General features: G+C 36.9%; 20 protein-coding genes. 16 read left to right on the forward strand and 4 right to left on the reverse strand.

Annotation, left to right across the window (positions count from 1 at the left end; genetic code table 11):
• Nucleotides 1–7 precede the first annotated feature (7 nt).
• Nucleotides 8–1,447 carry an aldehyde dehydrogenase gene (locus B9Y84_RS07030; RefSeq protein WP_085516371.1) on the reverse strand — a complete coding sequence of 480 codons (1,440 nt, stop codon included), beginning with the start codon at nucleotides 1,445–1,447 and terminating at the stop codon, nucleotides 8–10.
• Between the two features lies 1 nt (nucleotide 1,448).
• On the reverse strand, nucleotides 1,449–2,231 hold the full coding sequence (locus tag B9Y84_RS07035) for an SDR family oxidoreductase (RefSeq protein WP_085516372.1): 783 nt from the start codon (nucleotides 2,229–2,231) through the stop codon (nucleotides 1,449–1,451).
• A 200-nt stretch (nucleotides 2,232–2,431) separates the two neighbouring features.
• Between B9Y84_RS07035 and B9Y84_RS07040 the strand changes: the two genes are divergently transcribed.
• The 7 genes from B9Y84_RS07040 to B9Y84_RS07070 all read left to right on the forward strand — a co-directional run bounded on the left by B9Y84_RS07040 (nucleotide 2,432) and on the right by B9Y84_RS07070 (nucleotide 8,616).
• Entirely contained in the window at nucleotides 2,432–2,962 is a 531-nt protein-coding gene (locus tag B9Y84_RS07040) for a 3-hydroxyanthranilate 3,4-dioxygenase (protein ID WP_085516373.1), read from the forward strand.
• A complete protein-coding gene (locus tag B9Y84_RS07045) occupies nucleotides 2,962–4,011 on the forward strand; it encodes an amidohydrolase family protein (protein WP_176223738.1) in 1,050 nt (349 codons plus the stop codon). The genes B9Y84_RS07040 and B9Y84_RS07045 overlap by 1 nt, the downstream gene beginning before the upstream one ends.
• Complete coding sequence (locus tag B9Y84_RS07050; RefSeq protein ID WP_085516374.1) at nucleotides 3,998–4,480, forward strand: methylated-DNA--[protein]-cysteine S-methyltransferase; 483 nt, start codon at nucleotides 3,998–4,000, stop codon at nucleotides 4,478–4,480. Before B9Y84_RS07045 ends, B9Y84_RS07050 begins: the two co-directional genes overlap by 14 nt.
• A 67-nt stretch (nucleotides 4,481–4,547) precedes the next feature.
• Nucleotides 4,548–5,858 carry a kynureninase gene (gene kynU / locus B9Y84_RS07055; protein ID WP_085516375.1) on the forward strand — a complete coding sequence of 437 codons (1,311 nt, stop codon included), beginning with the start codon at nucleotides 4,548–4,550 and terminating at the stop codon, nucleotides 5,856–5,858.
• A gap of 7 nt (nucleotides 5,859–5,865) precedes the next feature.
• The gene (locus tag B9Y84_RS07060) at nucleotides 5,866–7,203 is read left to right on the forward strand and encodes an FAD-dependent oxidoreductase (protein ID WP_085516376.1); all 1,338 of its coding nucleotides are present in this window, start codon (nucleotides 5,866–5,868) and stop codon (nucleotides 7,201–7,203) included.
• Between the two features lie 65 nt (nucleotides 7,204–7,268).
• Nucleotides 7,269–7,934, forward strand: coding sequence for an FAD-binding oxidoreductase (locus B9Y84_RS07065; RefSeq protein WP_085516377.1), 666 nt, complete (start codon nucleotides 7,269–7,271; stop codon nucleotides 7,932–7,934).
• A gap of 13 nt (nucleotides 7,935–7,947) precedes the next feature.
• The gene (locus B9Y84_RS07070; RefSeq protein ID WP_085516378.1) at nucleotides 7,948–8,616 is read left to right on the forward strand and encodes an SDR family NAD(P)-dependent oxidoreductase; all 669 of its coding nucleotides are present in this window, start codon (nucleotides 7,948–7,950) and stop codon (nucleotides 8,614–8,616) included.
• Between the two features lie 47 nt (nucleotides 8,617–8,663).
• On the opposite strand, the gene B9Y84_RS07075 is transcribed toward B9Y84_RS07070, so the two are convergent.
• Complete coding sequence (locus tag B9Y84_RS07075; protein ID WP_085516379.1) at nucleotides 8,664–8,882, reverse strand: hypothetical protein; 219 nt, start codon at nucleotides 8,880–8,882, stop codon at nucleotides 8,664–8,666.
• A 155-nt stretch (nucleotides 8,883–9,037) separates the two neighbouring features.
• Between B9Y84_RS07075 and B9Y84_RS07080 the strand changes: the two genes are divergently transcribed.
• From B9Y84_RS07080 to B9Y84_RS07090, 3 genes are all read left to right on the forward strand, one after another.
• Nucleotides 9,038–9,751: a Crp/Fnr family transcriptional regulator gene (locus B9Y84_RS07080; RefSeq protein WP_085516380.1), complete on the forward strand. Its 714-nt coding sequence runs from the start codon at nucleotides 9,038–9,040 to the stop codon at nucleotides 9,749–9,751.
• Between the two features lie 78 nt (nucleotides 9,752–9,829).
• On the forward strand, nucleotides 9,830–10,912 hold the full coding sequence (gene rlmN / locus B9Y84_RS07085) for a dual-specificity RNA methyltransferase RlmN (RefSeq protein WP_085516381.1): 1,083 nt from the start codon (nucleotides 9,830–9,832) through the stop codon (nucleotides 10,910–10,912).
• A 93-nt stretch (nucleotides 10,913–11,005) separates the two neighbouring features.
• Nucleotides 11,006–11,692, forward strand: coding sequence for an energy transducer TonB (locus tag B9Y84_RS07090; protein WP_085516382.1), 687 nt, complete (start codon nucleotides 11,006–11,008; stop codon nucleotides 11,690–11,692).
• Between the two features lie 40 nt (nucleotides 11,693–11,732).
• On the opposite strand, the gene B9Y84_RS07095 is transcribed toward B9Y84_RS07090, so the two are convergent.
• Nucleotides 11,733–12,164, reverse strand: coding sequence for a (4Fe-4S)-binding protein (locus B9Y84_RS07095; RefSeq protein ID WP_085516383.1), 432 nt, complete (start codon nucleotides 12,162–12,164; stop codon nucleotides 11,733–11,735).
• A 110-nt stretch (nucleotides 12,165–12,274) separates the two neighbouring features.
• Here B9Y84_RS07095 and B9Y84_RS07100 point away from each other — a divergent pair, with 110 nt between their 5' ends.
• The 6 genes from B9Y84_RS07100 to B9Y84_RS07125 all read left to right on the forward strand — a co-directional run bounded on the left by B9Y84_RS07100 (nucleotide 12,275) and on the right by B9Y84_RS07125 (nucleotide 19,046).
• Nucleotides 12,275–12,883, forward strand: a complete 609-nt coding sequence (locus B9Y84_RS07100) for a hypothetical protein (protein WP_139827971.1) — start codon at nucleotides 12,275–12,277, stop codon at nucleotides 12,881–12,883.
• Nucleotides 12,884–12,980: 97 nt separating this feature from the next.
• Nucleotides 12,981–15,386, forward strand: coding sequence for a TonB-dependent receptor (locus tag B9Y84_RS07105; protein ID WP_085516385.1), 2,406 nt, complete (start codon nucleotides 12,981–12,983; stop codon nucleotides 15,384–15,386).
• Nucleotides 15,387–15,507: 121 nt separating this feature from the next.
• Nucleotides 15,508–17,091, forward strand: a complete 1,584-nt coding sequence (locus tag B9Y84_RS07110; RefSeq protein WP_085516386.1) for a peptide chain release factor 3 — start codon at nucleotides 15,508–15,510, stop codon at nucleotides 17,089–17,091.
• Between the two features lie 135 nt (nucleotides 17,092–17,226).
• Nucleotides 17,227–17,922 (forward strand): RluA family pseudouridine synthase, encoded by a 696-nt coding sequence (locus tag B9Y84_RS07115; protein ID WP_085516387.1) that lies wholly within the window; start codon nucleotides 17,227–17,229, stop codon nucleotides 17,920–17,922.
• A gap of 85 nt (nucleotides 17,923–18,007) precedes the next feature.
• A complete protein-coding gene (locus B9Y84_RS07120) occupies nucleotides 18,008–18,472 on the forward strand; it encodes a nuclear transport factor 2 family protein (RefSeq protein ID WP_085516388.1) in 465 nt (154 codons plus the stop codon).
• 28 nt (nucleotides 18,473–18,500) lie between these two features.
• Nucleotides 18,501–19,046, forward strand: a complete 546-nt coding sequence (locus B9Y84_RS07125) for a DUF4199 domain-containing protein (protein WP_085516389.1) — start codon at nucleotides 18,501–18,503, stop codon at nucleotides 19,044–19,046.
• Nucleotides 19,047–19,226: the final 180 nt, after the last annotated feature.

Genomic DNA, 19,226 nt, shown 5'->3' on the forward strand with positions numbered 1-19,226 from the left:
CTTGCGTTTAGTACTGGAGACAAATATTTTTCGGCTCAGTAAAGAATCTTAATGCTTCTAAACCGCCTTCTCTTCCTAAACCACTGTTCTTCATGCCGCCAAATGGAGTTCTTAAATCACGATTCATCCAGCAGTTAATCCATACGATTCCCGTTTCAATTTGATTAGCAATTCTATGCGCTTTTGATAGATCGTTTGTCCACAGGCTGGAGGCTAGCCCATATTCACTTTCATTGGCCAGTGAAAGACCTTCTTCCTCACTTCTAAAACGATTTAAACTTACAACAGGGCCGAAAATCTCTTCCTGATTTGTTCTACACTGGTTTGTCAAGTTTTCAAAAACATGTGGTCTTAGGAAATAGCCATTTTTGATCTCTTCTCCTAGTTCTAGGGGTTCATCTCCACATAGTAATACTCCACCTTCTGCTTTAGCTAATTCTACATAGCTCTTTACTTTTGCTAAGTGCTGTTTAGAAACCAATGACCCCATGTTGTTTGAGTGATCTGATGGATCTCCTACTTCTAGTAATTTCACCTCTTTAACAAATTTGGTTTTGAATGCTTCATATAGCGAATCTTCAATATAAATTCTTGATGCACAAAGACAGATTTCTCCTTGATTCGAAAAGGAGGCGCGCACCAATTCTTTGACAGTTTTCTCCAAATCACAATCAGCAAAAACTAAAGCAGGATTTTTACCGCCAAGCTCTAAAGAAATTTTGCGGAACATCGGAGCAGAAGTCGCTGCTATTTTCCTTCCGGTTGCAGTTCCGCCAGTAAATGAAATGGCCTTTATTTTTTTACTTTGCACTATTGCATCTCCGATTTCAGATCCAGCACCGTGCAGGATATTCAAAACGCCTTTTGGAAGACCAGCCTCAATACAAATTTTACTAAATAGATATGCGGTATAAGGTGTGATTTCGGACGGTTTGGCAATCACGCAGTTGCCAGCTGCAAGTGCTGGTGCTATTTTCCATGTAAACAAATATAGTGGCAAATTCCATGGAGAAATACAAGCAACTACTCCAATGGGTTTTCTAAGGGTGTAATTGATAACATTTTGGCTAGCATGAGATTCGCTGCTAAATTGAGTGATCGCATGAGCAAAAAATTCCAAGTTTGCACTTGCCCTAGGGATATCAACTGTTTTGGCTAACTGAATGGGTTTGCCAGTATCTTTGCTTTCGGCTACAGCTAATTCGTCCAAATTATCGTTGATTAGTTCAGCTATTTTTATCAGGTAGTTTGCTCTTTGTTTGGCTGTTATGCTGCTCCATTGGGGAAAAGCTTTTTCGGCAGAATCTACTGCGGTTTTAAGATCCTCTTCTTTGGAAAGTGGAATTCTAGCAAATATTTGAGCTGTTGCGGGATTAACATCATCTAAATAATTGCCTGTTATGGGATTTCTTAATTCTCCATTGATGTAATTGGCTATTGTTTCCATATCAAATACAATCTAATCTTCCTCCATCTACTGGTAAATTTACTCCATTAATGTAGGAAGCTTTTTCAGATGCTAGAAACAAGACTGCGTGTGCGATTTCATCAGGTTCAGCAAACCTTCCTGTGGGGATTTTCGATTGCATTTCTTTACTGACTTCATTCAGGTTTTTGCCGCTTGATTTACTTTTACTTTGAATTAATCCTTCTAATCTACCCGTCATGGTGGCACCAGGTAATACATTATTTACTGTGATCCCAAAAGGGCCTAATTCATTGGAAATCGTTTTCGACCAACTTGCAACTGCTCCTCTTACCGTATTAGAAATCCCTAAGTTTGGGATGGGTTGTCGCACAGAAGTAGATATAATATTGATAATTCTGCCATATTCTTTTTTCTTCATTTTAGGGATAACGGCTTGCGCTAAATACTGATTGCAAATCAGGTGTTGTTGAAATGCAATGATGTAATCCTTTCCTAGTGCTTCATGCGCTTGCCCAGGGCTTGGCCCGCCAGTATTATTAATTAAAATATCAACTTGATGTTTGGCGCAATATTCTAGGGCGATTTCGCGTAAAGATTCAGGATGACAATAGTCTGCCACTAAAATATGGTGTTCTTGATTTGTACTTGGCAGTTCATTCTGTACTGCTTCTAGTTTTGTCTTGTCTCTTGCAATAAGCGTAACATGAGCACCTTCTTTAGCAAATTCATGAGCTATTGCTTTCCCAATACCTGCTGTACTACCGCCTACCAAAACTCTTTTTCCTGAAAAATTCAAATCCATTTTAATTATTTTTTAGATTCCATCCCGATGAATACGGGACAAGTTGGGACCGTTGTTAATAAACTTATACACATGAATATCATCATATGTTAATATTGTATTTCTGATTTTAAACTCCGTCTTAATTTCACTAAATTTAAAAGATTAACAAAATCAATTTACAGATAAGACAGGATTAGGCTTTATAAAATTGAGAAAAGATGGCAATACAGAAACCTTTTAATTTAACAAAGTGGGTTGAGGAAAACAGAGATCTGTTAAAACCCCCTGTAGGAAATAAGAATCTATATAAAGAAGCGGGAGATTATATTGTGATGATTGTTGGCGGTCCCAATGCACGCAAAGATTACCATTATAATGAGACCGAAGAACTTTTCTACCAATTAGAAGGTGAGATTTCAGTAAAAGTTCAGGAGGAAGGCAAAGCAGTAACTATGAAATTGGGACCAGGTGACATGTTTTTGTGCCCTGCAAAAACTCCTCATAGCCCGATCCGAAACGAAGGATCAATAGGGTTGGTGGTAGAAAGAGTAAGAAAGGGTACTGATATGAAAGACGGTTTATTATGGTTTTGCGATAATTGCAATCATAAATTGCATGAAACCTATTTTCCTCTTGTGGACATAGAAAAGGATTTTCAACCTCGATTCAAAGAGTTTTACGCTTCTGAGGATTTGCGTACCTGCGATAATTGTGGACATGTAATGGAGACAGATCCAAGATTTGTATAATGGAAAAAGTAGCTGATATAGCATCAAAAAGACCACTGAAGGTTGATATACATACTCATATTTTGCCTAAAAACTGGCCAGATTTACGAGAGCGGTATGGCTATGGTGGCTTCATCCGTTTGGAGCATCATAAACCATGTTGCGCCCGAATGATGATGGATGATAAGTTTTTTAGGGAAGTTGAAGATAATTGTTGGGATCCTAAAACTCGAATGCATGACTGTGATCATCATAATGTAGATGTTCAGGTACTATCGACAGTTCCTGTGATGTTCAGTTATTGGGCAAAAGCGGTAGATGCACTTGACTTATCAATGATGCTCAATGATCATATTGCAGGAATTGTTGAGAGGTATCCAGATCGATTTATAGGGTTAGGAACACTTCCTATGCAAGCGCCAGATTTGGCGATTAAGGAATTGGAGCGATGCGTTAATGAATTAGGTTTAGCAGGAGTTCAAATAGGCTCACATATCAATGACTGGAATTTAGAAGCGCCTGAAATATTTGCGGTATTTGAAGCTGCCCAAGATTTAGGAGCGTCAATTTTTGTACATCCATGGGACATGATGGGGAAAGATCAAATGCCGAAGTATTGGTTGCCCTGGCTAGTAGGTATGCCAGCAGAAACTTCCAGAGCTATTTGTTCTATGATATTTGGAGGTGTTTTTGAGAAACTTCCTGATTTGAAAGTAGCTTTTGCCCATGGAGGCGGTTCTTTTCCTGCTACAATTGGACGAATCGGTCACGGTTTTGATGTGCGTCCTGATTTATGTGCAATTGATAATCCGCACCACCCTAGTAAGTATTTGAAGAAGTTTTATGTGGATTCCTTAGTGCATGATCCATCCACTTTGGAATATTTAATCAAAACCATGGGAGAAGATTTTATTGCATTAGGAACAGACTATCCTTTTCCCTTGGGAGAGTTGCAACCTGGTAAAATTATAGAAGATAGTCCTTTCACCGATGAATTGAAGTCAAAACTTCTAGGACAAAATGCTTTGAAATGGTTGGGCTTACATCAAGAAGAATATGCATGGCATTGAGCAAGATTTTTTTATAGATACTAAAATAGGGAGGCTACTAATTGGTGTTTCTCAAAACAAGATTGTAAAGATTTCATTTAACCAACCTAACAACAGCCTGAAGGGGATCAAACCAAAAGTAGTGGCAGGTTTAGAGAATCAGTTTTTGGAATATTTCAATGGACATAGGAAAACATTTCAGGTAGATTTTTCTTTAGTAGGTACCGATTTTCAAAAAGAAGTGTGGCAAAAATTGCTTGATATACCATACGGAAAAACGATTAGCTATGGTAAATTAGCAGCTCAATTAGGTGACGTGAAAAAAATCAGGGCTGTAGCTAATGCAGTGGGTAAAAATCCAATTCCAATTGTGATTCCATGTCATCGTGTAGTAGGGATGCACGGTAAGTTAACAGGCTATATTGGCGGATTACAAAATAAAAAGTTTTTAATAGAATTAGAATCAAATAGGCAATTAGGCTTATTCTAGGGTCTGATTATTTGTAGAAGAACTCAGATTCAGAATCTAGATTTATCAATATACATTAATTCAAAGAATGGCAGAAAATTATCAGAATACGCTTGAGTACGCAAAGAGAATGGATCAAGAGGATCCTTTAAAGAAATATAGGAATGAATTTCATATGCCTATTATAGATGGCCAGCAAGTCATTTATTATACGGGTAACTCATTGGGTTTGCAGCCCAAAAGAACTCGCTCTTTTATTGAAAAGGAGATGAAAGATTGGGAGCTTTTCGGTGTGGAAGGTCATTTCAATAAAAAGAAAGATAATATTTGGTACAAATACCATGAGTATGGAAAAGAAGCAATAGCTGAGATAGTAGGTGCGAAACCAATAGAGGTGGTACCGATGAATAATCTTACAGTAAATCTTCATTTACTACTGGTCTCCTTTTATAGACCTACCACAAAAAAATTTAAGATTATCGTAGAAAAAGGAGCTTTCCCTTCAGATCAGTATGTTTTTGAATCTCAACTTAACTTTCATGCAAATCACGGAGGGCAGAAACTGTTTAATCCTGAGGAAGCGTTAGTTGAAATTGCACCGAGAGAAGGAGAGGATACATTAAGGACAGAAGATATCATTTCTACTATTGAAGAGCACCAAAATGAGCTTTGCCTGGTGATGATGGGCGGTTTACAATATTATACAGGTCAATTTTTTGATTTGGAGAAAATTACCATGGCGGCACATAATGTTGGAGCTTATGCTGGTTTTGATCTTGCCCATGCTGCCGGAAATATTGAATTAAAACTTCATGAGTGGGATGTCGATTTTGCCACTTGGTGTACTTATAAATATTTGAACTCCGGTCCGGGAAATGTTTCAGGAGTTTATGTACATGAGAGATTTGCACATGATAAGGACTTGCCTCGTTTAGCCGGATGGTGGGGTCATGATGAAGAAGAGCGTTTTAAAATGAAAAAAGGCTTTATCCCAATGGAAGGGGCTGATGGCTGGCAGTTGAGCAATACAAATGTTCTAGGACATGCAGCTCATTATGCATCCTTAGAAGTATTTAAGGAGGTAGGAATGAAAGCTTTAAGAAAGAAAAGCATTTTGCTAACTGGCTATCTTGAATATTTAATCAATGAATTCAATAAAGAGGATAAAATATTTGAAATCCTTACTCCCAAGGAGCCTGAAAGTAGAGGATGTCAATTATCCTTATATTTATTAAAATATGGAAAGCCTCTCTTTGATGAGCTTATGAAAAGGGGTGTACTGGGAGACTGGAGAGAGCCAGATGTTATTCGGTTAGCTCCTGTGCCTTTATATAACACCTTTGAGGAGCAATACCAATTTATTGAAAAGCTGAGAGACGCAGTTAATGCCGTAAAATAGACTGATTTTGAAGAAAGAGATAAAACATATCGGAATTCTAGGTGCAGGTTTAGTAGGAGCACTGTTAAGTATTTACTTAAGAAAAAGAGGCTATAAAGTAAGCCTTTATGAGAAAAGAGACGATATGCGGAAATCTTCTTCAGATTCAGGGCGCTCAATCAATTTGGCCTTAAGCAGAAGAGGAATAAAGGCATTAGAAGATATTGGCATTATTGAGGAAGTAGAGAAGATCATGTTGCCCATGGAAGGTAGGATGATGCATAGCCAGCATGGAGAACTCACTTTCCAGCCTTACGGAAAGGAAGGTCAATATATCAATTCCGTTTCTAGAGGAAATCTGAATAAAATATTATTGAGTAAAGCAGAGGCTGAGGGAGTTGAAATCAAATTTGAACATGCTTGTAAATCCGTAGATTTGGAAGGGACCAGCGTTACGTTCGAAACGCAAAATTCTGAAAAGACCATGCAATTTGATCTGCTTTTCGGTTCTGATGGAGCTTTTTCTAAGATGCGTCAAGCAATGGTTAAAACTGACCGCTTTAATTATGAACAGTACTACATTCCCCATGGATATAAAGAATTAAGCATTCCAGCAACTGAAGAGGGTGATTTTGCAATAGCACCCAATGCCTTACATATTTGGCCACGAGGACAATACATGCTAATAGCTTTGCCAAATTTAGATAAGAGTTTTACCTGTACACTGTTTTTTCCATTCGAAGGTCAGCCTTCTTTTGAAAGCTTACAAACCCCTCAGCAAGTATTACACTTTTTTAAGAATACCTTTCCTGATAGCTTACCACACTTGAAGAATATCCAGGAAGAATATTTCCAAAATCCCACTTCTTCATTGGTGACTGTAAAATGCGAGCCATGGGTTAGAAATAACTGTGTCTTGATCGGTGACGCAGCGCATGCAATCGTCCCTTTTTACGGTCAGGGTATGAATGCAGGATTTGAAGATTGTTGGGAGCTAAATTCTTTATTGAACAAACACAAAGACGATTGGGAAAAGACCTTGGCGGATTATCAGGAGATCCGTAAAAAAGATGGAGATGCGATAGCAGATTTAGCCTTGCATAATTTTGTGGAGATGAGAGATCTAGTAGCAGATGAAAAATTCCTTATTCAGAAAAAGATTGAGGCCAAGCTTCATGAGAAGTTTCCTGAGCAGTGGATCCCTTTATATTCCATGGTTACCTTTAGCGATCTTAGATATTCAGAAGCTTATAGAATTGGAAAAAAGCAACAGGCCATTATGGATGATGTAATGCAAGAAGCGGATATTTTGGAAAATTGGGAAGATATTGATTTAGAGGCCATTGTCAGAAAGTTGAATGAATAGCTTGCTATATTCCTAAACAAATTTTATTGAATTCGTTTCTATTAAGGAATCAAAAGTTGATAGAAATGGGATATACCGTAAAAATCACTGATGTGTTGTCTTTAACGCATAATGTGAAGCAAATTACAACAGAGAAACCTAAAGATTATCACTTCAAACCAGGGCAAGCCACTGAGGTAGCCATTAACAAAAAAGGCTGGACAGAAGAAAAAAGGCCATTTACCTTTACCTCTTTACCCGAAGACGAGCACCTTGAATTTGTAATTAAAACATACCATAATCATGAAGGTGTTACTCATGAAATTGATAGTTTAGAAGAAGGAGATGAAGTGATAATTGATGATGCTTGGGGAGCTATAGAATATAAAGGAACAGGAACCTTTATTGCAGGTGGGGCTGGAGTTACTCCTTTTATCGCTATTTTTAAAAGTCTTGAAAAGAATAATAAGATTGGAGAAAATCAATTGATTTTTTCTAACAAAACTGGAGATGATGTAATTCTGGAGTCTTATTTTAACGATATTTTAGGGGATAATTTCATTTCTACGCTCACTCATCAAAATATTGAAGGGCATGAGAATAAAATAGTTGATATGGATTTTTTGAAATCTCACTTGGAAAATTTCACTCAAAATTTTTATGTATGCGGGCCTGATGCCATGGTGAAAGATGTGAGTAAACATTTAGAAATGCTTGGAGCAAGTCCTGAAGGTATAACATTTGAAAAATAAATTGAAATAGATTATGAATATAGTAGTAAGTGGTGCAGACGGAAATTTAGGGAGCGCAGTAATTGATAATTTAAAGTCGGAAGGGCATAAGATCTTTGGTCTTTTTGGATTTGAAAAAAACACCCAAAATCCTGAAGATGATTTTCAAAAAGTAGCGATCGACTTAATGGATCCAAAAGCTGCAAAAAATGCGGTTAATAAAGCCCATGACAAATACGGGGAGATTAATGGAGCAGTTCTAACAGTCGGAGGTTATGCTGGAGGAGGCATCAAGGATGTGAGCATTGAGGATATTCACAAACAAATCAAGCTTAATTTTGATACGGCCTTCAATTTGGTGAAACCTCTATTGGAAAAAATGCCGAAAGGAAGTCAAATATTTTTAATAGGAGCTAAACCTGTTTTATCTCCTTCTGATTTGAAGAATGTAGTTTCATATGGTTTGGCAAAACAGTTAATCTTTAGCTTGGCAGATATTATAAACGCTGATTTTTCAGAACATCAAATAAGTGCTCATGTGGTAGTACCAAGTATTATTGATACACCACCGAATAGAGAAGCTATGCCTGATATGAATTTTGATAATTGGGTAAAGCCTGAGCAAATAGCACAGACAATTATGCATTATTTCAACCATCCTGAATTGAGAGGTGGAGTGATAAAGGCATTCGGAAATATGTAAAACGGAGGTCTCAAAGGAATTAAGATTCTTTTGAGACCATATTTTTATTACGATTTTAGTAAGTTTCGAACTCCTAACAATGCAATAATACTTCCTGCTACTAAGGAAGTATAATACCAAGCTTCACTCATTCTATAGGCATCTTCTTTCAATAGATCGTTAACTTTTTCTCCTATAGAAGCGTTCGGGCTATGATCCATTGCCCAGTAGATAGTAAATGCTCCTATTGCAATTAATATGATACCACTTAAAAGTCCTTTTTTCATAGGGTTAAAAAAAATTGGTTTATGCAATTTAATGAAATTTCATAGAATCCTTACGGGCAAATATTGAACTGTTTTTTATTGTAATCAAAATTTGTGTTATATTTATGTAAACAGACCGCGACTAATTTTTTGAGCGTACTATAAGTTTTTTAGAAATGTCTAAGAAAGTAAAAAATATACCCTGTGAATTATGCCTTAGTAGGCGTAAATCAATGTTTAACGGAGTTCCAGAAGATGCATTGTGCACCCTGAGTGATCATAAGAGCACTTTAGCGCACAATAAGGGACAAGTATTGTTCTTAGAAGGTACTCAACCAATGGGGCTCTTTTGCATTAGTGAAGGTAAAGTGAAGATTTACAAAACTGATGATTCTGGTAGGGAGCAAATCGTTCGATTGGCTCAAGAAGGTGATTTCTTGGGATATAGAGCCTTGCTTTCAGGTGAAAATTATAATTCTTCAGCTACAATATTAGAAAATGCTAAAGTCTGCTTTATCCCAAAAAGTAGTTTCACTGATCTTGTTTCCAAAGACCAACAGTTTCAAAATAAATTAATGCAAGCCGTTTGTCATGACTTGGGTGTGATGGAGCAAAAAATGGCAGATATGGCCAATAAAACCGTTAGGCAGCGTTTAGCTACTACTTTATTGATGCTTAAAAGCTCTTATGGTATAGATGGTGATCATAAAACGGAAATTGATATTGCTTTGACTCGTGAAGATTTAGCGAAAATTGTTGGAACTGCCACAGAGACTTTGATTCGTCTTTTATCTGACTTTAAAAAAGAAGGGTTAATCGATTTAAATGGAAAGAAAATAAGTGTTTTGGATGAGAGAGGGATCGCCAAAGAAATTGATTTATTCGCTTAATGTTACAATTCTCCTAGAATTCCTGAACTAATGTTACTTCATTAGGCTTATGTCTGCTGATTATTGTAATTTTGTATCATGCAAGAGAAAGCAGTCCATATCGAGAAAGAAGTAATTGAGGTTAATCTTAGCAAAAAGGACATCCGGAAAATGTCAATTGATGCTATAGCAAAAGATTTAACCGAATCTGGAGAAAAAGCTTTTAGAGCCAAACAAATTTATGAATGGCTTTGGGTGAAATCTGCCTCAGCATTTGAAGAGATGACCAATCTTTCTAAAAATTTGAGAGAATGGCTAGACGAAAACTATTGCATCAATAGAATCACAATTGCTTCTAAGCAATTAAGCTCTGACAGAACCATAAAAGTAGCTTTTCGCTTGCATGACGGGAATGAGGTAGAAGGTGTGTTAATTCCTACCGAGAACAGAATGACCGCTTGTGTTTCTTCTCAAGTCGGCTGTTCCCTAAGTTGTAAGTTTTGCGCAACGGGCTATCTTAAAAGAATGCGTAATTTGGAAGCTGCTGAGATCTATGATCAAGTGGTCATGATCAAGGAGTTAGCTGAAACACATTATGATATGCCACTTTCTAACATCGTTTATATGGGAATGGGCGAGCCGCTCCTGAACTATAAAAATATGATGGAGTCCATTGAGCATATCACTTCCGAACAAGGCTTATTCATGTCTCCAAAGCGAATAACAGTTTCTACGGCAGGGATTTCCAAAATGATTAAGAAATTAGCCGATGATGATGCTAAATTTAATTTAGCTCTTTCTTTACATGCTGCCAATGATGAAAAGCGTAGCACTATTATGTCCATTAATGACAGTAATAATTTGCCTGTTTTAAGGGAAGCACTAGAATACTACTATAACAAAACGAAAAATAGAGTCACTTTTGAATATTGTGTATTCAATAATTTTAACGATAGTTTAGAAGACGCAAAGGAGCTGTGGCAATTCACCAAATATGTTCCTGCTAAAGTTAATTTAATTGAGTACAATCCAATAGAACAAGCAGACTTTACCAACACAGAAGAAGATAAGTTAGATCAGTTTGCGGCCTTCTTGGAAGATCGTGGCGTAATTGTCAACGTGAGGAGAAGTCGTGGCAAAGATATAGATGCGGCTTGTGGGCAATTGGCTAACAAGCATTGAAAATGTTCTAATAAGCCATACTTAATGCAATTTTCTTGCGTTATAGTGTCAGGTGTATGAATAATCATGTTGAACTCTAAATGATTATTCACTATGGAACATTTCAAAAATGCTACTCGAAAATTGTATGCTAAACGTCCTTTGTTTTTCAATATTGGATTAGTTATAGCAATTAGTCTATGCTTTATTGCTTTCGAATTTAAGGTTTTTATCCATGAAGAGGATAAAGTTGATTTGCCAGATGAAGAGCCTTATGTATTCCTGAATGAGGATGTGCTCCGGACCTCACAACCACCCAAGCCCAAGCCCCCAAAATTGCCACAACCTACAGCCGAGGTGAATATTGTGGAAGTAAAGGAGTTGGCAAAGCAAGCAGAACAAAAGGAAAAGCGTGATATAAAAGATTTACTAGATCTCGGTGAAGATTTCAAAATGCCTGAGGAAAAGGTAGAAGATAACAGTATTCATGGGACCTTTGGATTAGAAGTAAATCCGAAATTCCAAGGAGGCATGGATGCTTTTTATGAATATATTGGCAACGCTATTGAGTACCCCGCTGCTGAACAAAGAAGAAACATTGAAGGACGCGTGGTTTTATCCTTCGTAATCGAAAAGGATGGCTCCTTGACGGAGGTAGAAATCTTAAAGGGCGTTTCCGAAGGAATTGATAGAGAAGCTACCCGCGTGATTGAAAATGCTCCGAAATGGGAGGCTGGCAGACAAAGAGGTCAAGCCGTTAGGGTGAAAATGAATATTCCCATTTACTTTAAATTGAATTAAGATAAAAATAGAAAGAAAGCTTTATTTTAAAGCTTTCTTTCTATCCTTCAAAGCCTACTTTTTGATGACTGCCATCACAAAAAGGCTTATTGCTTGATGCACCGCATCTGCAAAAAGCGGTTACTTTCTCTTTTATTTCACTGTTGCCATCCGAGTGTTTTATTTCAATAGTTCCTTTCACCATCAAAGGTCCATTTTTACTCACTTCAACTTTTGTGGAGGCTGTTTTAGTCTCCGATTCTTGCTTTTGATTTTTCCAATAACCTGAAAGAGCACCTGACGGACAAGATTTCAACTGCTCCATAATCCTTTGATCATCTGCACCATCAGTTTTTACCCATGGTTTTTCGTCCTTCCTAAATACTTCTGGGAGACCTCTCCAGCATTTTTCGCTATGAATGCACAGTGAAGGTTGCCAATCGACTACTAATTCATCGGATTCGTATGATTTTTTTGTTGGTTTTACTTTCATTTTCCTAAGCTTCTAGATTTGATATTTAAGTTAATGATTTATTTTAATTAATCCTCAAATCTGATTGCTATCAAGCGTCCTACAAAGTCTAAGCTCTACAACGACCATTTATGGAAGAGTATTTAGTATCACTGAGGAATCAGACAAAAATCATTAAATTTACATATTATGATTTTGTCAACGTGAAAAAGCAGTTTATTCTCATATCATTTCTTTTTTGCCTCATAGCGCCCGCCATGGTGACTTATGTTTATTTGAGCCATCAAAAGAAGCAGCTCAAAAGAGAAGTGAAGTGGGAAATTATTGACGGTATTGATAAATCTGAATTGGTAATGATCCATCTAAGTAAAGTTGAGGCTAAGGAAAGACTAGAGTGGGAGCATTCTAAAGAGTTTGAATTTCAAGAAGAGATGTATGATGTGGTCGAATATGAAGAAACTGCTGATAGTGTTAAATATTGGTGCTGGTGGGATCACGAAGAGACAGCATTAAATAAAAATTTGACTGAAGTGGTCAATAATTTATTAGGAAATCATCCTGATAAAAAAGAAAAGGAACAAAAGCTGATTTCTTTTTATCAAACTTTATTTTCAGAAAAAAGCTTTCAATGGAAAGCACTGAAATTTACTCAAATTTCAAATCCGATAACTGATTATCGATTTATTTCCAAAATACATATTAATCCTATACCTACTCCACCTCCTCAAAAAATAGTTTAGATATTTCTTTTGCTTTACTGATTAAATTGGATTGTTATCATCCTCTGCTCAGCAAAGCCTTCTATTTTTTAAACTATTTATAAACTAAAAATTTATAATGAGGAATATTTTATTGCTCTGTTTGTTTTTGGGTAGTTCTACTATTGCCTATTCTCAAACTATTACGATTAAAGATGCCAATACTTCTGAGCCTATTGAAATGGTAACCATTGTCAGTGAAGAAACAAACGAATTCATTAGCACTGATAAAGAAGGGAAGGCCGATATTTCAACTTTTAGTGGCGCACAAAAAATTCAGATTCAACGACTGGGATACCAGTTGAAGGTCCTAAGTTATGAGGAAATAAAGGTTTCTGATTTTATTATTAAGCTCAAAGCCAATAATTTCAATCTGAATGAGGTTATTGTTTCTGCAACTCGCTGGAGACAGAATACTGGAGATATACCTTCAAAAGTAACGACTATTTCACCAGAGGAAGTAGAACTACAAAACCCTCAAACCGCAGCCGATTTATTAGCGGTTTCTGGCAAGGTCTATATTCAAAAAAGTCAACAAGGTGGTGGAAGTCCTATGATCAGAGGTTTTGCCACCAATCGTTTGCTGTATACAGTAGATGGAGTAAGAATGAATAATGCTATTTTCCGTGGCGGGAATATTCAAAATGTCATCAGTTTAGATCCGTTTGCTACTGAGAATACAGAAGTTGTGTTTGGGCCAGGTTCTGTGATTTACGGAAGTGATGCAGTTGGAGGTGTTATGAGTTTTCAAACCTTAAGTCCGAAATTTTCGGATTCTGGTGAAGTTTTAATCTCCGGAAAAATGAATACCCGGTTTTCTTCAGCTAATAATGAGAAAACTCTACATGCAGATGTAAAATATGGCTGGAAAAAGTGGGCTTTTGTGACCAGTGCCAGTAGATGGGATTACGACCATTTAAGGCAAGGCAGGAATGGTCCAGATGATTATCTTAAAACTTATCATGTAGAAAGAATTGAAGGAGAAGACAGGCTGGTGGAACAAGAGGATCCTTTAATTCAAAATCCTACTGCTTACACTCAAAAGAATTTCATGCAAAGAGCCAGATTTCAGCCTAATGAAAGCTGGGATTTTCAATATGGATTTCATTATTCTGAGACTTCGGATTATGGTCGATATGACCGACTTAATAGGGTAATGAATGGTGAGCCACGTTATGCAGAATGGAAATATGGACCTCAAAAATGGATGATGAATAATTTGAATATAACACATTCAAAAGAGACCAAAACCTTTGACCAATTATCAATTCGCTTAGCCCAGCAGCAGTTTGAAGAAAGCAGAATTGACCGGAATTTTCAAAGTGAGATTAGAAGAATCAGAGCAGAAAAAGTAGATGCTTATTCAGCCAATATTGATTTTATTAAAAAGTTAGGAGAGAAAAGTACGGTTTTCTATGGTGCAGAGTATATTTTGAATAATGTTGAATCAAATGGTAAACAAGAAAATATCTTAATAGGAGATTTTGCTAGTTCACCTTCGAGATACCCTCAATCTAATTGGAGTTCGATGGCGGTTTATACAAACTATGAATTTAAGCCATCGGATGATTTCACATTGCAAGGCGGGATAAGATATAATCACTTTTTATTGGATGCTGAATTTGACACCACATTTTATTCATTCCCTTTTACGAAAGCCAATATTAATAATGGGGCTTTAACGGGAAGTTTGGGCATGGTTTATCATCCAGGAGATTCCTGGTCGGTCAATGCTAATTTTGCTACTGCCTTTAGAGCGCCCAATGTAGATGATGTGGGGAAAATATTCGATTCAGAGCCTGGAGCAGTAGTTATTCCTAACCCGAATTTAACTGCAGAATATGCTTACAATTGGGATGTTGGAATAGCAAAAGTGTTCAATGATTTTTTGAAAGTGGATTTCACGGCTTATTATACCATACTTAACAACGCTATGGTTCGAAGGAATTCTCAGTTGAATGGGCAAGATAGTATCATTTTTGATGGGGAAAGAAGTCAAGTACAGTCCATTCAAAATGCAGCTATTGCTAATGTTTACGGGCTTCAAGCGGGAATGGAGATGAAATTTCCTGGAGGAATAAATCTATCTTCAGATTTAAATTATCAAATAGGAGAGGAGGAATTGGATGATGGCTCTGTCAGTCCATCTAGGCATGCACCGCCCTTGTTTGGAACAACTCGCTTGAATTTTAAATCCGGGGATTGGAATGTACAACTTTATGCCAATTATCAGGCGGAGAGACCGCATTCAGAAATGGCTGTGGAAGAAAGAAGAAAAACGGAGATTTACGCTTTAGATGAAAATGGTAATACGTATGCTCCTGCTTGGTACACACTAAATTTTAAAATGAGCTATCAGTTATTAGAAGATTTCGGCTTAAATGTGGGGGTAGAGAATTTAACGGATCAACGCTATAGGCCTTATAGTTCAGGCATGTCGGCTCCGGGGCGGAATTTTATCTTATCCTTGAATTTCAAATTTTAATATGAGATAGATTCAAGGGGTTTTCCAATGTCAATTCTTTGAATCTTTTTCTTTCATTTGGCTTTTCCATTCTAATTGCCAATCATTATTTGTAATTTTGCATTCTCATTGAGAAATCCATATGAACAAGTTAGAACAAGAGATTAGCAAGCGAAGAACTTTTGGCATCATTGCCCACCCAGATGCAGGTAAAACCACCTTAACAGAAAAACTTTTACTTTTCGGGGGTGCTATTAATAAAGCAGGGGCGGTGAAGTCGAATAAGATTGATACCGCTACTAAATCCGATTGGATGGAAATTGAAAAGCAGAGAGGTATATCTGTGGCTACTTCCGTAATGGGTTTTGAATACAAGGATTTGAAAATCAACTTGCTTGATACGCCAGGTCACCAAGATTTTGCAGAAGACACCTACCGAACTTTAACAGCAGTAGATAGTGTGGTAATGGTGATTGATTGCGTAAAAGGGGTGGAGCAACAAACGGAAAAACTGATGGAAGTTTGCCGTATGCGGAATACTCCTGTGATTTGCTTCATCAATAAATTAGATAGAGAAGGAAGAGATCCTTATGATTTACTCGATGAAATAGAAGAGAAATTAGACATCCAGGTTCGTCCATTGACTTGGCCAATCGGAATGGGCAAAACCTTCAAAGGAGTTTATAATCTATTCAGCAAAAATTTATTACTTTTTAAGCCAAGTAAGCAGCAGCTAACAGCAGAGGGTATTGAAATCAAGGATTTGAGCGATGAAAGATTAAATGCAAATATTGGAGAGTCATTATCCGATCAATTGAGGGAAGATGTTGAACTTATCGAGGGGGTCTATCCTGAATTAGATAAGGAAGAGTATTTGTCAGGTAAAGTGGCACCAGTATTTTTCGGTTCAGCTATCAATAGCTTTGGTGTGAAAGAAATGCTGGATACTTTCATCAATATTTCGCCACAACCAAAGGAAAGAGCCACGGAGGAACGTATCGTTAAGCCGAATGAAGATAAATTTTCTGGTTTTGTATTTAAGATTCATGCCAATATGGATCCAAAGCATAGGAACCGGATAGCTTTCGTGCGAATTTGCTCGGGAAAATTCCAAAGAGGAAGTAGTTATTTGAATGTGCGACATGATAAAAAATTTAGGTTTTCCAATGCTACAGCCTTTATGGCTCAGGACAAAGAAACAGTAGATGAAGCATATCCAGGAGATATTGTCGGTTTATTTGATACTGGAAATTTAAAAATTGGAGATACTCTATCTGAAGGAGAAAAAGGTATTTATAAAGGAATTCCATCTTTCTCACCTGAAATTTTCAGAGAAGTAATTAATAAAGACGCTATGAAAACCAAGCAATTGGATAAAGGTCTTACGCAGTTAATGGATGAAGGTGTAGCGCAGCTATTTACTTTTGAAATGGGAGCCAGAAAGGTAGTGGGGGTAGTAGGGAATCTCCAATTTGAAGTAATTCAACATCGATTGAAGAATGAATACGGTGCTTCCTGCGATTTTGCACCCATGAATCTGTATAAAGCTTGTTGGTTCAGCAGTACCGATAAAAAGAAATTAGATGAATTTGTGAAGTCAAAATACCGTCATATCGCTAGAGATAAGGATGGGAAAATGGTTTTTATGGCCGAGACCAAGTCATGGCTTCAAATGGTTCAGGATAATTTTCCTGAGGTTGAATTTCACTTTCAATCTGAATTTTAAGGCAAATATTAGCACCTAGTTTCGAGAATCTAGGTGCTAGCTTTCCTATTACCTCACTTCACGAGCATCAATCTACTTCAAACTTTCCTTCATTGACAATATGTTATATACCCAAATTTTCCGACTTTTGTCCTTATGAATTATCAAGAGTTTTTACAGATAGTAATGTATGAAGATAATCACCTGCTGGTGGTAAATAAACCTTCTGGTATGTTAGTGCAAGGCGATCAGACGGGAGATACGCCTATTTCCGAACATGCTAAAGAATATATAGCTAAAAAATATAGTAAGCAAGGGAAGGTGTTTTGTGGAACCCCCCACAGGATCGACAGGCCAGTAAGTGGGACACTGGTGTTAGCCAGAACTTCAAAAGCGTTAGAAAGAGTTTCTAAATTGTTTCATGATGGTAAGGTAGATAAGACATATTGGGCCATAACCGAAAAAAGGCCACCGAAAACCGAGGATACTATTACCCATTGGCTCAAAAAGGACACTACTAAAAACTTAACTCATGCGCACATGAGCGATAAAAAAGGAGGGCTGAAGTCGACACTTTCTTACCGATTGGTTCGTGCCCTGGGGGATAGAAACCTGATAGAAGTAAAGCCACATACCGGTCGTCCTCATCAAATCCGAGTGCAATTGGCAAGGATAGGATGTCCTATTATAGGAGATGTAAAGTATGGTTTTCCAAAACCCACCAAAGATGGATCCATAGCACTGCATGCAAGAGCAATTAGTTTTGAACATCCAGTGAAAAAAGAGCCTTTTAATGTAGTGAGCCCCATTCCAAAAGCTTTTGTGTGGTCATTTTTCGAAGATGTAATTTGATATAGAACACCGAAGTTTTACCACTTGTGTAAATACTATTGTATTGATCTAACTATTTTCTGAATTTCCATTTGAATCTATAAATATGAAGTCAATTGCATTAGTAGTCGCGCTTACTTATTCATTTTCTTTTTCTGGTTTTTCTCAGGATTTTCAAGCGGATTCTGCTGAAATAGTAAGGATTATCCAAGACGTCTTTGACGGCATGCGTGAATCCGATACTTCGAAAATGGCACCCTATATGCACCCAGATGTAAGAATGCAAAGCTTGAATGTGAGCGAAAACGGTAATAATGTGACTCAACTAAATGGAGCTTCCGGTTGGCTAAATGCGGTTGCTCAAAATACAGGACAAGTTTGGAATGAAGAGGTAAGCAATATACGAATCCTCTCTGACGGATCTGTGGCTACAGCCTGGATGGAATATAAGTTCTATTTAGGAAATGAACTCAGCCACTGTGGAATCAATTCATTTCAGTTTATCAAAATTGATGAAAATTGGAAAATAATTTATATTATTGATTCCAGAAACAAGAATAATTGTCAGTAACATAAACTATAACCTAAATTGAATTAAAATGGAAAATGAAGAAATAGAAGTAAATAATACTCAGCATGGCTTAAAGTGGGGAGCAATCTTTGGACTGATACTAATCATTATAACTTTACTTATTTACATTATTGATATCACTATCATAGTGAGTCAATATATTTCTGTTTTATGGTTGGCTATTTTTATTGGGTTTGGAATTTTTGCAGGGAGAGATTTAAGAAGTAAGCTTGGGGGATATTTGAGCTTTAAAAGTGCCTTTCTGCATGCTTTAGTCATTTTTGCGATTGGAGGATTCATAGGTACAGTATTCGATTTTGTACTGTATAATTATATTGACCCTGAAATAATACCTATTTTGGTAGATATTCAAATGGAAACTACAATGAAGGCCATGGAAACTTTTGGTGGAGGAAGTAATGAAATGATGGATAATATGGCCGATGGAATTCAAAAAGGCTATACCTTACAAGCTCAAGCATTAGGGTTTTTATGGAAAATAGTCCTGTATGCACTTGGAGCATTAATTGTTGGCGCCATTAATAAAAAGAAGAATAAAGAGGAAGAATTTTAATAGGATAAAATCATGTTTGAAAGCCATTCAATAGTCTATTGAATGGCTTTTTTATTTTGTATTAATAGATGGAACTAAACTATTTCTCTATTTTTCAGTACTTTATATAGAATATAGATTATCCAATAAAATTGCAGTTCAGTCGAAAAAGCTTCGGCTCCTTATACGCTGAGATATATA

Origin of the sequence: Marivirga sericea (assembly GCF_900177665.1) — a bacterium.
Classification (GTDB): domain Bacteria; phylum Bacteroidota; class Bacteroidia; order Cytophagales; family Cyclobacteriaceae; genus Marivirga; species Marivirga sericea.